13 protein-coding genes and 1 pseudogene are annotated in these 14112 nt (G+C 59.5%); 6 read left to right on the forward strand and 8 right to left on the reverse strand.

Annotation, left to right across the window (positions count from 1 at the left end):
• Positions 1 to 70: 70 nt before the first annotated feature.
• Together dapD and T3A99_RS21690 are read right to left on the reverse strand one after the other, a co-directional pair.
• Entirely contained in the window at positions 71 to 1105 is a 1035-nt protein-coding gene (dapD, locus tag T3A99_RS21685) for a 2,3,4,5-tetrahydropyridine-2,6-dicarboxylate N-succinyltransferase (RefSeq protein WP_274090893.1), read from the reverse strand.
• Positions 1106 to 1137: 32 nt separating this feature from the next.
• Positions 1138 to 1500, reverse strand: coding sequence for an ArsC family reductase (locus tag T3A99_RS21690; protein WP_076386191.1), 363 nt, complete (start codon positions 1498 to 1500; stop codon positions 1138 to 1140).
• A 311-nt stretch (positions 1501 to 1811) separates the two neighbouring features.
• Between T3A99_RS21690 and T3A99_RS21695 the strand changes: the two genes are divergently transcribed.
• Entirely contained in the window at positions 1812 to 3458 is a 1647-nt protein-coding gene (locus T3A99_RS21695; protein WP_274090894.1) for a Na+/H+ antiporter, read from the forward strand.
• 9 nt (positions 3459 to 3467) lie between these two features.
• Here the strand turns inward: T3A99_RS21695 and T3A99_RS21700 are convergent, their stop codons facing one another.
• Positions 3468 to 3863 (reverse strand): type II toxin-antitoxin system PemK/MazF family toxin, encoded by a 396-nt coding sequence (locus T3A99_RS21700; protein WP_210643046.1) that lies wholly within the window; start codon positions 3861 to 3863, stop codon positions 3468 to 3470.
• 484 nt (positions 3864 to 4347) lie between these two features.
• On the opposite strand from T3A99_RS21700, the gene T3A99_RS21705 reads away from it, so the two are divergent.
• The gene (locus tag T3A99_RS21705) at positions 4348 to 4710 is read left to right on the forward strand and encodes a DUF6124 family protein (RefSeq protein ID WP_274090895.1); all 363 of its coding nucleotides are present in this window, start codon (positions 4348 to 4350) and stop codon (positions 4708 to 4710) included.
• A 216-nt stretch (positions 4711 to 4926) separates the two neighbouring features.
• On the opposite strand, the gene T3A99_RS21710 is transcribed toward T3A99_RS21705, so the two are convergent.
• From T3A99_RS21710 to map, 5 genes and pseudogenes are all read right to left on the reverse strand, one after another.
• On the reverse strand, positions 4927 to 5229 hold the full coding sequence (locus T3A99_RS21710) for an XRE family transcriptional regulator (RefSeq protein WP_057448352.1): 303 nt from the start codon (positions 5227 to 5229) through the stop codon (positions 4927 to 4929).
• A 10-nt stretch (positions 5230 to 5239) separates the two neighbouring features.
• A pseudogene (locus tag T3A99_RS21715) lies at positions 5240 to 5413 on the reverse strand (type II toxin-antitoxin system RelE/ParE family toxin); the annotation flags it as partial.
• 187 nt (positions 5414 to 5600) lie between these two features.
• Complete coding sequence (dapC, locus tag T3A99_RS21720; protein WP_047227558.1) at positions 5601 to 6800, reverse strand: succinyldiaminopimelate transaminase; 1200 nt, start codon at positions 6798 to 6800, stop codon at positions 5601 to 5603.
• 123 nt (positions 6801 to 6923) lie between these two features.
• Positions 6924 to 9626, reverse strand: coding sequence for a [protein-PII] uridylyltransferase (locus tag T3A99_RS21725; protein WP_047227559.1), 2703 nt, complete (start codon positions 9624 to 9626; stop codon positions 6924 to 6926).
• A gap of 42 nt (positions 9627 to 9668) precedes the next feature.
• Positions 9669 to 10451, reverse strand: coding sequence for a type I methionyl aminopeptidase (map, locus tag T3A99_RS21730; RefSeq protein ID WP_047227560.1), 783 nt, complete (start codon positions 10449 to 10451; stop codon positions 9669 to 9671).
• Between the two features lie 350 nt (positions 10452 to 10801).
• Here map and rpsB point away from each other — a divergent pair, with 350 nt between their 5' ends.
• The 4 genes from rpsB (at position 10802) to frr (ending at position 14105) form a co-directional block, all read left to right on the forward strand.
• Positions 10802 to 11539, forward strand: coding sequence for a 30S ribosomal protein S2 (gene rpsB, locus T3A99_RS21735; protein WP_003198231.1), 738 nt, complete (start codon positions 10802 to 10804; stop codon positions 11537 to 11539).
• A gap of 191 nt (positions 11540 to 11730) precedes the next feature.
• Positions 11731 to 12597 carry a translation elongation factor Ts gene (gene tsf, locus T3A99_RS21740; protein ID WP_047227561.1) on the forward strand — a complete coding sequence of 289 codons (867 nt, stop codon included), beginning with the start codon at positions 11731 to 11733 and terminating at the stop codon, positions 12595 to 12597.
• Between the two features lie 210 nt (positions 12598 to 12807).
• Complete coding sequence (gene pyrH / locus T3A99_RS21745; RefSeq protein WP_024779012.1) at positions 12808 to 13551, forward strand: UMP kinase; 744 nt, start codon at positions 12808 to 12810, stop codon at positions 13549 to 13551.
• The gene (gene frr, locus T3A99_RS21750) at positions 13548 to 14105 is read left to right on the forward strand and encodes a ribosome recycling factor (protein WP_047227562.1); all 558 of its coding nucleotides are present in this window, start codon (positions 13548 to 13550) and stop codon (positions 14103 to 14105) included. Before pyrH ends, frr begins: the two co-directional genes overlap by 4 nt.
• The last annotated feature ends 7 nt before the right edge of the window (positions 14106 to 14112 follow it).

Below are 14112 nucleotides of genomic sequence, written 5' to 3' on the forward strand. Positions count from 1 at the left end.
GGGCCCTGCTGGAGTTACGCCGGACCCTGTGGGAGCAAGGTTGCTCCCACAGGTGATGGTGTGAAGCGGCTTAGTTGTGGGCGTGCAGTGCTTCGTTCAGCTCGATGGCCGATTTATGGGTTTTGCATTCCACCGCGCCGGTCTCGGAGTTGCGGCGGAACAGCAGATCGGGCTGGCCGGCCAGCTCGCGGGCCTTGACCACCTTGACCAGTTGGTTGTTCTCGTCCAGCAGCGCCACCTTGGTGCCGGCGGTCACGTACAGGCCCGACTCCACGGTGTTGCGGTCGCCCAGCGGAATGCCGATGCCGGCGTTGGCACCGATCAGGCAGCCTTCACCGACCTTGATCACGATGTTGCCGCCGCCCGACAGGGTGCCCATGGTCGAGCAACCGCCGCCCAGGTCAGACCCCTTGCCAACGAATACGCCAGCCGATACACGGCCTTCGATCATGCCCGGGCCTTCGGTGCCGGCGTTGAAGTTGACGAAACCTTCGTGCATCACTGTGGTGCCTTCGCCTACGTAGGCGCCCAGGCGGATCCGCGCGGCATCGGCGATACGCACGCCGGCCGGGACCACGTAGTCAGTCATTTTCGGGAACTTGTCCACCGAGAACACTTCCAGCAGCTCGCCGCGCAGACGGGCTTCGAGCTGGTGCTCGGCCAGTTCGCCCAGGTCGATTGCGCCCTGGCTGGTCCAGGCCACGTTCGGCAGCAGCGGGAAAATACCGGTCAGGTTCAGGCCGTGAGGCTTGACCAGACGGTGGGACAACAGATGCAGCTTGAGGTAGGCCTCGGGCGTGGAGCTCAGTGGGGCGTCTTCAGCCAGCAGAGTGGCGACCAGCGGCTTGTGGCTCTCGGCCAGACGGGTCAGCAACGCGGCTTGCCCGGCATCGACGCCCTTGAGCGCGTCAGCCAGTTGCGAAGCCTGGGCGGTGGTGAAGGTGATGGCCTGGTTGCCTTCGCTATAGCCCAGAATCGGCGCGATGGCCTTGACGATCTCGGCCGAAGGGTTGAGCAACGGTTGGGCGTAGAACACTTCCAGCCAGCTACCTTGACGGTTTTGCGTGCCGACACCGAAGGCCAGGCTGAACAGAGTATTGGACATGAAATTACCTCTACAAAATGGACTGGGCAGGCTTACTTGATCTCTGCCGCATAAATATCTGGCTTGAAGCCAATCAGGGTTCGGTCACCGAGATCAAGCACCGGGCGCTTGATCATCGAGGGTTGGCCGAGCATCAGTTCGATGGCTTTCGTCTGGTCGAGATCGGCTTTGCGTTCGTCGTCGAGTTTGCGAAAGGTCGTACCGGCACGGTTCAACACCACTTGCCAGCCATGCTCGTTGCACCATTGGGTCAGGTGCTCACGGTCGATGCCGGCGGTCTTGTAATCGTGAAAGTCGTAGTGCACAGCGTGTTCATCGAGCCAGGTGCGCGCCTTTTTCATCGTGTCACAGGCTTTGATACCGAAAAGGTGCAACGTTTTACTTGAATCGGTCAAGGAATTGCCCCCTTTGCAGGTGCTGGAAATAAAAGGTCAAGGATTATGCCATGACCGGACGGTTTCGCGACGGCCCAGGTTGATGTGCAGCAAAACCTGTGGGAGCGAGCTTGCTCGCGATGGCGTCCGACCAGCCTGCATGGTATCGACTGATACACCGCTATCGTCGGATCGCCGCCCGGAGCAGGCTCGCTCCCACAGGAGGTGGGCTGCGACATAGGTGTAACGGCCAAGTTAATGCTAGGCGGTTAATATGGCACTTCAACGGCAAGCTGTTGCCGGATGTGTGTCGCTGTAAATGGAAACTCGTTATGCAAAGCGCTTATACCGTGCTGATCCTGTTGACGCTGGTGGGTGTTTCACGGCTGATCGGACGGTTGATCCCGCTGCCGTTGCCCTTGGTGCAGATCGGCGCAGGGGCGTTGCTGGCCTGGCCATCCCTGGGTTTGCATGTAACGCTCAATCCAGAATTGTTCCTGTTTTTATTCCTGCCACCGCTGCTGTTCTCCGACGGCTGGCGTATGCCCAAGCGCGAATTCTGGCGCCTGCGCGGGCCGATCCTGACGCTGGCGGTGGGGCTGGTGCTGTTTACGGTGGTGGGCGCCGGTTATTTCATTCACTGGCTGCTGCCGAGCATCCCGCTACCGGTGGCGTTTGCCCTGGCGGCGGTCCTGTCGCCGACCGACGCGGTGGCGGTGTCGGCGATTGCTCGCGACCGCTTGCCCGCCCCCCTGATGCACATGCTCCAGGGCGAAGCGCTGATGAACGACGCCTCGGGCCTGGTCACCTTCAAGTTCGCCCTGGCGGCGGCCATCACCGGGGTGTTTTCCCTGGCCAACGCGAGCCTGACCTTCGTGCTGGTGGCGATCGGCGGACTGCTGGTCGGCGTGGCCTTGAGTTGGCTGGTGGGCCGTATGCGGGCCTGGATGATCGGGCGCGGCTGGGACGACCCGGCCACCCACGTAGTGTTCATGTTGCTGTTGCCATTCGCGGCCTATGTGCTGGCTGAACGTTTGGGCGCTTCGGGGATTCTCTCGGCAGTGGCGGCCGGCATGATGCAGAGCTGGCTCGACCTGCTGCCGCGCCAGACCGGCACGCGGTTGCTCAACCGCAGCGTCTGGTCACTGCTGGAGTTCGCCTTCAACGGCTTGATCTTCCTGCTGCTGGGCCTGCAATTGCCGGACATCGCCAAGGCGGTGACCAGCCACGAAACCACATTGTGGCCGACGCTGTTCTACCGCTGCCTGGACGTGGTGGCGATTTTCCTGGTGTTGCTGGTGCTGCGGTTTGTCTGGGTGCAAAGCACCTGGCGCCTGTCCGGGCTATTGCGCCGCTGGCGTGGCAAGGGCGAGCTGACGCTCGTGCCGACTGCGCGCTCCTGCTGGTTGCTGACCTTCGGCGGGGTGCGCGGAGCGGTGACACTGGCGGGCGTGCTGTCGGTGCCGATGCTGTTGGCGGCGGGTGAGCCGTTTCCCGAGCGAGACTTGCTGATCTTCATTGCCGCCGGGGTCATTCTGCTGTCATTGATCGCCGCCTGCATCGCCCTGCCATTGCTGCTGCGAGGTATCGAGAAAAGCCCCGATGACAAGCGCCGCACCGAAGTGCGTGATGCCTGGCGTAAAACCGCTGAAGCGGCGATCCGCGCGCTGGAGGTGGAGGAGCCGAGCGAGGCCGCTAGCGTACCGGACGCGGCCCAGGCGGCGCTGGCGACCGAGGTCAAGGCGCGGTTGATGTCTGAATATCGCCATCAGTTGGAGGTGTTCAACGATTCCGCCGAAGCCCAGGCGCTGGCGTTCGAAATGGACCTGCTGGAACGCCGGCTGCGCTTGAAGGCCTATCGGGCGCAGCGGCTGGAGTTGTATCGCCTCAGCCGTCATCACCAGATTGGAGATGATGTGCTGCGAGAGGTGCTGGGGGAGTTGGATCTGGCAGAGGCGAATTTGGGGTTGGGTAAATAACGGTTGGGGTTAGAGCGGAAGGTAGGCCTTCACACCGGCGATCACGCCTTGCATGTCTTCAGAGCCCAGGCGAGGAACGAAGTACTCTCGGCCCTTGGATCGAGTCTTTTTATGCAGCTTGTCCAGACGTTCAAAACTCACGGTATAAATCATGTCGCACTTCACCCACAGCTCTTTGTAGCCATCGGACTGGAGGGGGTTGGTGCGGAGCAGGTGGTGCCAGTCCTGCTGAGTTTGTGGAGTTGTGGAGGAAATCGGCACCACAGTGCAGAGCTTGCGACTGTGTGTGGCAGTAGGAGAGATCACCACCACCTTGCGGATCTTCAGCATTTCAGGCGCAACAAAGCCCCGCGTGAAGTCGCAAAGAAGAACATCGCCTTGCTTGGGATGGTAATAAAGAGGCATTCCTTATCCTCATAAAAAAGCAAAGCCGCCCGAAGGCGGCTTCAATCGACACGCAGTTGAGCTTGCTTCGCCCTTTCTGCGCCGCTGGGTCAACCTCGAGAGGGACCCAGACTCCTGCCAGCTTTCGCTGGTGACGGGGAGGATTATGGCTACAGGGGATAGCGAATTCAAGCCAGCTTGAACCCTCGTAACAGGGTTGAATGAGATCTTTCGGTTTACAAAGTAAGCGAAATCAACGGCTTGGCGTTCGCGGTATGTTTTATGTCTTTTCTTGTCTGAGCAGACAGACCGTGGTCTGTCAGACGCGCCGAAGTTTCCGACAAGTTTTTAAGGTTGTCCGTCGGAAGCGAGGGCTCTAGCCTCTGGGTGTCGCTGCCAATTCAGCGACCGGACGTGAGAATCCGAACAAAACCTCTAGGAGCACGGGCTTCTGCGCTATCCAAGCGCGGGGCTTTACATACTCCCGCTCTAGGGAGCAATTTTGATGGACAACAAAGAGACTCAAAACGCACCAAAGCCCGCATCCACTTTCCCCTACGGCGATTACGCGCCCGAAAAACTGCAAGAAGCCGCTGATCGTGTGCTGGATCACTATCTCAAACCTGACGACAGCAAGTCAGAACCCAAGCCCTCAGTACAGCTATTCACTGTGGCTGACGGTATCGACACCGAAGTGTTGCTGGCCAATCTCAGCGAAACCCTGCCTTCGGCCAATGCAATGCTCAATGACCTTGCCTTCGATCAGGACGGCTCGCGACGACATGTAGCATTGGGAGTGGCCCAGATGATTGAGTTGGGGATGTTGTTGGCGAACAAGTGCCTGGATCGGGTAGAGCTTCGGGCTTGATGTAATAGTGCCGGCCTCATCGCGAGCAAGCTTTGCTCCCACAGGGGATATGGATCGTTCCCACGCTCTGCGTGGGAATGCCGCCAGGGACGCTCCGCGTTCCGCTTCTGGAGGGTGACGCAGAGCGTCACGGGATGCATTCCCACGCAGATTGAGTTGACTGCTTGGGGCTGCTACGCAGCCCAGCGGGAGCAAGCTCCCTCGCCACAACAGCGCTTATGCGTGAGCCTCTTCCTGCTCAGGAACCAGCCGCACTTCCACTCTCTGACCCAACGCACGCGCTGCGCTGGCAAGCGTTGCCAGCGTCATTCCTGCATCGTTCTGATCCAACGCACGATCAACAGCAGTGCGACTGGTGTGCATCCGCTGTGCAAGGGCCTTTTTGGTCACTTTCTGAAGTTTCATTGCTTCGGCAATCTGCCAGGCAATAACGCGTTTGAGCGCAGCTGCGGAAACTTCTTCGGCGATACCTTGCTCGGCGAGGAAGTCGTCAAAATCAGATCCGATGTGCTTGTTCATTTGCTGTGCCTCATAGTCTTGCTTTGCGCTGCTTGGCAGTTGCCATGTCGGTGGTTGGCGTTTTTTGACTTTTCTTTATGAAAGCGTGGAGTAGAACCATGTCAGAGCCCACCACAGTGAAAAGAACGCGGGCGATGGTATCTCCAAGGTCAATCCTGACCTCCCATAGCCCAGTGTCCAGTTTGGGGGCGATATCAACCATGGATGGAGTGCACCGAAATAGGTGCATTGCGCAACCCGGGAGTCACTGAGAATTTGTACAGGGCCCCAAGACTGCGGTGTGTCAGAGCACTGCTTGGGGCTGCTTCGCAGCCCAGCGGGGATAAATCCCCTCGCCACAACAGCAGTTCGCTCAAGTCCTGGTGCAGCCATCAACCCCGACGCTGAATGAACGCGCGAATCCGCTCCGCCGCTTCCACACATTCAGCCAATGGCGCGACCAGGGCCATGCGCACGCGTCCGGCGCCTGGGTTGACGCCATCCACTTCGCGGGACAGGTACGAGCCCGGTACCACGGTCACGTGTTCCTGTTCGAACAGGTCACGGCAGAACGCCGCATCATCGCCCGCTACGTTCGGCCACAGGTAGAAGCTACCGTCGGGGCGTTGCACGTCCAGTACCGGGCTGAGGATTTCCAGTACCGCGTCGAACTTTTCCCGGTACAGCGCGCGGTTGGCCCGTACGTGCACTTCGTCGTTCCATGCGGCGATGCTCGCCAGTTGGGTCTGAACCGGCATCGCGCAGCCGTGGTAGGTGCGATACAGCAAGAAGCCCTTGAGGATGTCCGCATCGCCGGCCACGAAACCGGAGCGCAGGCCTGGCAGGTTGGAGCGTTTGGACAGGCTGTGGAACACCACGCAGCGCTTGAAATCCTGGCGGCCGAGCTCGACGCAGGCGCTGAGCAGCCCTGGTGGCGGGGTCTGTTCGTCGAAGTACAGCTCGCTGTAGCACTCGTCCGCGGCAATCACGAAGTCGTGCTCGTCGGCCAGGGCAATGAGCCTCTTCAGCACATCCACCGGGATCAGCGCACCGGTCGGGTTGCCCGGGGAGCACAGGAACAGGATCTGGCAGCGTTTCCAGATGTCCGGCGAGACTGCATCGAAATCCGGATTGAAGCCGTTTTCGTCCAGGCACGGCAGGTAGTGTGGCTTGGCTCCGGCCAGGAACGCGGCGCCTTCATAGATCTGATAGAACGGATTCGGGCTGACCACCAAGGCGTCGTCGCCACGGTTGACCACGGTCTGGGTGAAGGCAAACAGCGCTTCACGGGTGCCATTGACCGGCAGCACGTGGCGCGCCGGGTCCAGCCAGCCGTTCGGCACGTTGAAGCGGCGCTCGCACCAGCCGGTGATGGCTTCACGCAATTCCGGGATGCCGAGGGTGGTCGGGTACACGGCCATTTTTTCCAGATTGCTGGCCAGGGCTTCAGCCACAAAGCTTGGCGAGCGGTGCTTGGGCTCGCCGATGGACAGCGCGATCGGGCGTTTGTCCGGGTTGGGCGTGACGCTGCCCAGCAGGGCGCGGAGCTTTTCGAACGGGTAGGGCTGCAACTGGTTCAGAGCGTTGTTCATCGGGGGCCTCTTTTAATGTGGGAGCGAGCCTGCTCGCGATAGCGGTATGTCAGGAAACATCTGTGCTGGATGTTCTGCCGTCATCGCGAGCAGGCTCGCTCCCACAGGGGGAAATTTGTTCGTTCAGATGCTGATCCGTGTCAGGTGAGCATCAGGTTCCTGGTTGACGCTCAACTGCCGGACAATCGCGTCCTGCAAGCGGCTGCACAGCTGCGGATCGGACAGCGGCTGGTTATGCGCGTCAGTGATGAAGAACACGTCTTCCACCCGTTCGCCCAAGGTGGCGATCTTGGCGTTCTGCAACGACAGGTCGAACTCCAGGAATATATGCCCGACCCGCGCCAGCAGGCCAGGGCGGTCCGGGGCGCTGAGCTCCAGCACCGTGACCTGACGCTGGGCGTCGTTGTGGATCGTTACCTGGGGAGCGAAGGCGAAGTGCTTGAGCTGGCGCGGGACCCGGCGCTGGATGATGGTCGGGTAATCCGCCGGGTTGCGCAGGGCCTCGGTGAGACCGTCGCGGATCTGTTTGACCCGCGTCGGGTTGTCGCCAATCGAATCGCCATCGGTGTCGAGCACAATGTAGGTGTCGAGGGTGAACTGGCTGCTGGAGGTAATGACCCGGGCGTCGTGAATGTTGAGGTTGAGCTGGTCCATCGCCGCCACAGTCACGGCGAAGAAGTCGTGCTGGTCCGGGGCGTAGATGAAAATCTGCGTGCCGCCCTCGAACTCGCGCTGGGTGGTTTCCTTGATCAGCACCAACGGCCCGCCATCGGCCGGTTGCTGCAGAATCGCGTCGCTGTGCCAGGCGACGTCGCCGGCAGTGTGGCGCAGGAAATAGTCATCGCCCAACTGCGACCAGAGCTGCTCGACGTCGTCCGGATCGGTGCCGCCGCGCACCAGGATGTCCAGGGCGGCAGTCTGGGTGCGACGGATCTGCTCTTCGCGGTCCACCGGGTTTTCCAGGCCGCGGCGCAAGGCCCGCTTGGTCTCGGTGTAGAGCTGGCGTAACAGGCTGGCGCGCCAGGAGTTCCACAGGCTCGGGTTGGTGGCATTGATATCGGCCACGGTCAGCACGTAGAGGTAATCCAGACGTGTTTCATCACCGACGATCTGGGCGAAGTCGTGGATCACCTGCGGGTCGGACAGGTCCTTGCGCTGGGCGGTGGTCGACATCACCAGGTGATTCTGCACCAGCCAGACGATCAGCCGGCTGTCCCATACCGGCAGTTGATGGCGCTGGCAGAACGCCTCGGCATCCACCGCGCCGATCTCGGAGTGGTCGCCCTGGCGACCCTTGCCGATGTCGTGGTAAAGCCCCGCCATGTAGATCAGTTCGGGCTTGGGCAGCTTGCCCATGAGCTTGCTGGCCAGCGGGAATTTTTCCGATACCTGGGTGTATTGCAACTTCCGCAGGTGCTTGATCAGGTTCAGCGTGTGGGCATCGACCGTATAGATGTGGAACAGGTCGTGCTGCATCTGACCGACGATGAAACCGAACTCCGGCAGGTAGCGCCCCAGAATGCCGTAGCGGTTCATCCGCCGCAGGTTGCGATGCACCCCGATCCTGCACTTGAACAGCTCGATGAACAGGCTGGTGTTGCGGATATCGTGGCGGAAGTCGTCATCGATCAGGTGACGGTTTTCCCGCAGCAGGCGAATGGTGTCGGCGCGCACCCCCTTGATTTCCGGCTGCTGGGCCATGAGCACGAAAATCTCCAGCATGGCGAACGGCGTACGGCGGAATACATTGGCGTTGCGCGCTTCGATGTAACCATCGTGGAGCTGGAAGCGTGAGTTGATCGGCTGCGGCGGTTCTTCGTCTTCGGGGGCGAGGATGACCTCCTCGAAGTGCTGGATGATCAGTTCGCTGAGCTGGGCGATGCTCATCACCACCCGGTAGTACTGCTGCATGAAGTTTTCGATGGACTGCTTGGCATCCTGGCCCTCGAAACCCAGCAAGCCCGCGATGGAGCGCTGGTGATCGAACAGCAAGCGGTCTTCGGAGCGCCCGGCGAGCATGTGCAAGGCGTAGCGCACTTTCCACAGGAATTCCTGGGATGAGGCCAGCAGGGCATTTTCGCTTTCCACCAGGAAGCCTTCGCCAGCCAGGGCGCGCAGGTTCAGGGTGCCGTACTGGCGACGGGCAACCCACAGGATGGTCTGGATGTCCCGCAATCCGCCAGGGGAGCCTTTGACGTTGGGTTCCAGGTTGTATTCGGTGTCGTTGTACTTGTGGTGGCGGGCCTTTTGTTCGGCGTGCTTGGCCAGGAAAAAGTCCTTGCTGGGCCACATGTGCGCGGTGCTGGTGACTTCGAGCATACGCTGGCGAAGGCGCTCGGGACCGGCGATGGTGCGGCTTTCCATCAGGTTGGTGATCACCGTCAGGTCGGCGCGGGCCTCGTCGGCGCATTCCTGCACCGAGCGCACGCTCTGACCGACTTCCAGGCCGATGTCCCACAGCAGTGTCAGGAAACGCTCGATGGAGTCGCGGAAAACTTCATGGTCGGCGCTGTCCAGCAGGATCAGCAGATCGATGTCGGAGTAAGGGTGCAGCTCACCGCGCCCATAGCCGCCCACCGCCACCAGGGCAATGTCGGCGTCTTCGCTCCAGTTGAACTGCTCCCAGGCCTTTTGCAGGATGTTATCGACGAACCAGGCACGGTCTTCGATCAGCCGGCGAATATCCCGGCCACTGCGAAAGCGCTGGTCGAGCACTTCATGAGCCTGGCGGATCGCCTTCTTGAAGGCCGATATGGGGCTTGCCTTCAGGGCCAGTTCAGCCTGGAACTGGCCGCGGTCGAAGAGTTCGGGATCCACCTGCGGCATCGAATGGCTTTCCTTTCTTTCTATCTATAGCTGGGTTGTGGATCAGGCGGAAACGCGAGCGATGGTGTCATCGCTGCGCAGGGTGAAGATCTCGTACCCAGTCTCGGTAACCAGCAAGGTATGTTCCCACTGGGCCGACAGCTTGCGGTCCTTGGTGATGGCGGTCCAGCCGTCGCCCAGTACCTTGGTGTCGGCGCGACCCTGGTTGATCATTGGCTCGATGGTGAAGGTCATGCCCGCTTGCAGCTCCATGCCGGTGCCGGCACGGCCGTAGTGCAGGATCTGCGGTTCTTCATGGAACACTTTGCCGATACCGTGGCCGCAGAATTCGCGCACCACCGAAAAGCCGTTCTTCTGCGCGTGTTTCTGGATCACTTCACCGATGTCTCCCAGGCGGCAGCCCGGTTTCACCAGTTCGATGGCCATGTACATGCATTCCTGGGTGACTTTCGACAGGCGCTGGGCCCATTCCGGCACGTTGCCGACATGGAACATGCGGCTGGTGTCACCGTGGTAGCCATCCTTGATGACGGTAACGTCGATGTTCAGGGTGTCGCCATCCTTCAACGGCTTTTCGTTGGGGATGCCGTGGCAGACCACGTGGTTGATCGAGGTGCAGATCGACTTGGGGAAGCCTTTATAGTTGAGCGGGGCAGGGATGGCTTTCTGCTCGTTGACGATGTAGTCGTGGCAGATCCGGTCCAGTTCTTCGGTGGTAACGCCCGGCTTGACGTGTTCGGCAATCATTTCCAGCACGTCGGCGGCGAGTTTGCCGGCGACACGCATTTTTGCGATGTCCTCGGGGGTCTTGAGGGTGACGGTCATACAGGCTCTCTCTGCGCCCGGCGGCGCTGTTCAAAACGAAATAGGCGGCGGATGATGAGCAGCGCGGCCCTGAAAGAGGCGATTCTAACAGACGATCAGCGCAATGAACCCTATCGCCTGGATGGAACTCTGTGGCGAGGGGATAAAACCCCTTCCACAGGGGTTTTCAGAATCCGTGTTCCGTTTTCGCCCTTGCTGTGGTATAAAATGCGCCGCTTTCCGGGGATGACCCCGCAAGCTTAAATCCACACACGTGTCGACACGATGACCTGGGTGCCTTCGGCTTATATAGGCCGCTGGTTGGTCATTGGGATACGTGGAGGCCAAACCCGACTTATCAAGGAACTATCATGTCCCAAGTCAACATGCGCGATATGCTGAAGGCCGGTGTGCACTTCGGTCACCAGACCCGTTACTGGAACCCGAAAATGGGTAAGTACATTTTCGGCGCGCGTAACAAGATCCACATCATCAACCTTGAAAAAACCCTGCCGATGTTCAACGAAGCACTGACCTTCGTAGAGCGCCTGGCCCAGGGCAAAAACAAGATTCTGTTCGTCGGCACCAAGCGTTCCGCTGGCAAGATCGTTGCTGAAGAAGCAGCACGTTGCGGTTCGCCGTACGTCGATCACCGCTGGTTGGGCGGCATGCTGACCAACTTCAAGACCATTCGCGCTTCCATCAAGCGTCTGCGTGACCTTGAAGTGCAGTCCGAAGACGGTACTTTCGCCAAGCTGACCAAGAAAGAAGCGCTGATGCGCACTCGCGATCTTGAGAAGCTGGACCGCTCCCTGGGCGGTATCAAGGACATGGGCGGTCTGCCTGACGCACTGTTCGTGATCGACGTTGACCACGAGCGCATCGCGATCACCGAAGCCAACAAGCTGGGTATCCCGGTCATCGGCGTTGTCGATACCAACAGCAGCCCGGAAGGCGTTGACTACATCATCCCAGGCAACGATGACGCCATCCGCGCCATCCAGCTGTACATGGGTTCGATGGCTGACGCTGTTATCCGTGGTCGCAACAATGTTAATGGCGGCACCGAAGTCTTCGCTGAAGAAGCTCCGGCAGCAGCCGCTGAGTAATTGACGCCCTGGCGTTGACTCAGTAAGCAAAAAGGGGGCTTGGCCCCCTTTTTGCCACCTCGAAAACCATTTGTCAGCAGCGCAGCTACAGCATCTGTAACGTGCAGCGGCTAACAAGGGTGGTTCGGGAAGAATTGCACGCCCGTTCAATCGGGTGGAATGGTTGAAAACCTATCCAAGAGGATTTTGAAATGGCAGAGATTACTGCAGCGTTGGTCAAAGAACTGCGCGAGCGTACCGGCGAAGGCATGATGGACTGCAAGAAGGCCTTGACCAAGGCTGGCGGCGACATCGAGAAAGCCATTGATGACATGCGTGCTTCGGGCGCCATCAAGGCTGCCAAGAAAGCCGGCAACGTCGCCGCTGAAGGCGCCATCGCCATCAAGGACGACGGCAAGGTCGCCGTTCTGCTGGAAGTCAACTCCCAGACCGACTTCCTGGCTCTGCAGGATGACTTCAAGGCATTCGTCGCTGCCAGCGTCGAAAAAGCCTTTGCTGACAAACTGACTGATGTCGCTCCGCTGATCGAAGCTCGTGAAGCTGATCGTCTGGTTCTGGTCGGCAAGACCGGCGAGAACGTCAACATCCGTCGTCTGGCTCGCGTTGAAGGTGACGTGGTCGGTACTTACCTGCACGGTAACAAGATCGGTGTTGCAGTTGTCCTCAAGGGCGGTTCCGTTGAACTGGCCAAGGACATCGCCATGCACGTAGCGGCCAGCAACCCTGAGTTCCTGCTGCCATCGCAAGTTTCCGCTGAAGCCATCGAACGCGAAAAAGCCGTGTTCATGAGCCTCAACGAAGACAAGATGAAAGGCAAGCCAGCTGAAATCGTTGAAAAAATGATCGGCGGCCGCATCAGCAAGTTCCTGGCTGAAGCCAGCCTGGTTGAGCAAGCTTTCGTCAAGGACCCGGAAATCACCGTGGGTGCCCTGGCCAAGAAAGGCGGCGCTGAAATCGTTTCCTTCACTCGCTTTGCGGTAGGTGAAGGCATCGAGAAGCCAGTCGACAACTTCGCTGACGAAGTTGCTGCTCAGGTAGCGGCTGCTTCCAAGCAATAAGACGGTTTTTTTAACTGTCGCCCTGAAGAGGCTGCCCGCTCACGCGCGCAGCCTCTTTTTGGATGGGATACCGATTTTTATTGGTTTCCTGTCGGAACTGGCTTACAAAGCCGTGTTTCGATGGCGCTGTGTCAGCGTCAAGCTAGAGTGAACGCAGGCTGCAAACAGCCTGAAAGAATTTTCGAAAATACGCCGCAGGAGAGATTCGCAATGGCTCAGCAGGGCAGTGGTTATCAGGCTCGCTATAAACGCATTCTACTCAAGCTTAGCGGCGAGGCCCTGATGGGCTCGGAAGAGTTCGGGATCGATCCGAAAGTGCTGGATCGCATGGCGCTGGAAGTCGGCCAGTTGGTCGGAATTGGCGTTCAGGTCGGCCTGGTCATCGGCGGCGGCAACCTGTTCCGCGGCGCAGCGCTGAGCGCGGCCGGCATGGATCGGGTTACGGGCGACCACATGGGCATGCTGGCCACTGTGATGAACGCCCTGGCTATGCGCGATGCGCTGGAGCGTGCCAATATCTCGGCCATCGTAATGTCGGCCATTTCCATGGTCGGCGTGACCGATCACTACGACCGCCGCAAAGCCATGCGCCACCTCAATGCCAAGGAAGTGGTGATTTTTGCCGCCGGCACCGGCAATCCGTTCTTCACCACGGATTCGGCCGCCTGCTTGCGAGCGATCGAGATCGATGCCGATGTCGTGCTCAAGGCAACCAAGGTCGATGGCGTCTATACCGCTGACCCGTTCAAAGATCCGCATGCCGAGAAGTTCGATCATCTGACCTACGATGAAGTACTGGATCGCAAGCTGGGTGTCATGGACCTGACGGCTATCTGTCTGTGCCGCGACCACAAGATGCCGCTGCGCGTCTTTAACATGAACAAGCCCGGCGCCCTGCTGAATATCGTGCATGGCGGCGCCGAAGGAACACTGATCGAGGAAGTACAACAATGATCAACGAAATCAAGAAAGACGCTCAAGAGCGCATGCAGAAATCCGTGGAATCGCTGGCACACAACTTCGGTCGCATTCGTACCGGCCAGGCGCACCCAAGCATTCTCGAAGGCGTGATGGTGCCGTACTACGGCGCTGATACGCCGATCAAGCAAGTGGCCAACATCACCGTCAAGGATGCCCGGACCCTGCAAGTCGTTGCCTTTGAGCGCAACATGCTGGGCGCGGTCGACAAGGCCATCGGCAGTGCCGGCCTGAACCTGAACCCGACCAACCTGGGTGAGTTGCTGCTGATTTCCATGCCTGCCCTGACCGAGGAAACCCGTAAGGGCTTCACCAAGCAGGCCCGTGATGTGGCTGAAGACGCTCGCGTTGCCGTGCGCAACATCCGTCGTGATGCCAACAGCCAGCTCAAGGATCTGGTCAAGGAAAAGGAAATCAGTGAAGACGAAGAGCGTCGCGCCGCTGGCGAGATTGATGATCTGACCAAGAAGTACGTGGCTAAGATCGATGCGGATTTGGCGCAGAAAGAAAAAGACCTGATGGCCGTATAAGGGTCTC

Source organism: Pseudomonas sp. N-137 (assembly GCF_034555295.1).
GTDB lineage: Bacteria > Pseudomonadota > Gammaproteobacteria > Pseudomonadales > Pseudomonadaceae > Aquipseudomonas > Aquipseudomonas rhizophila.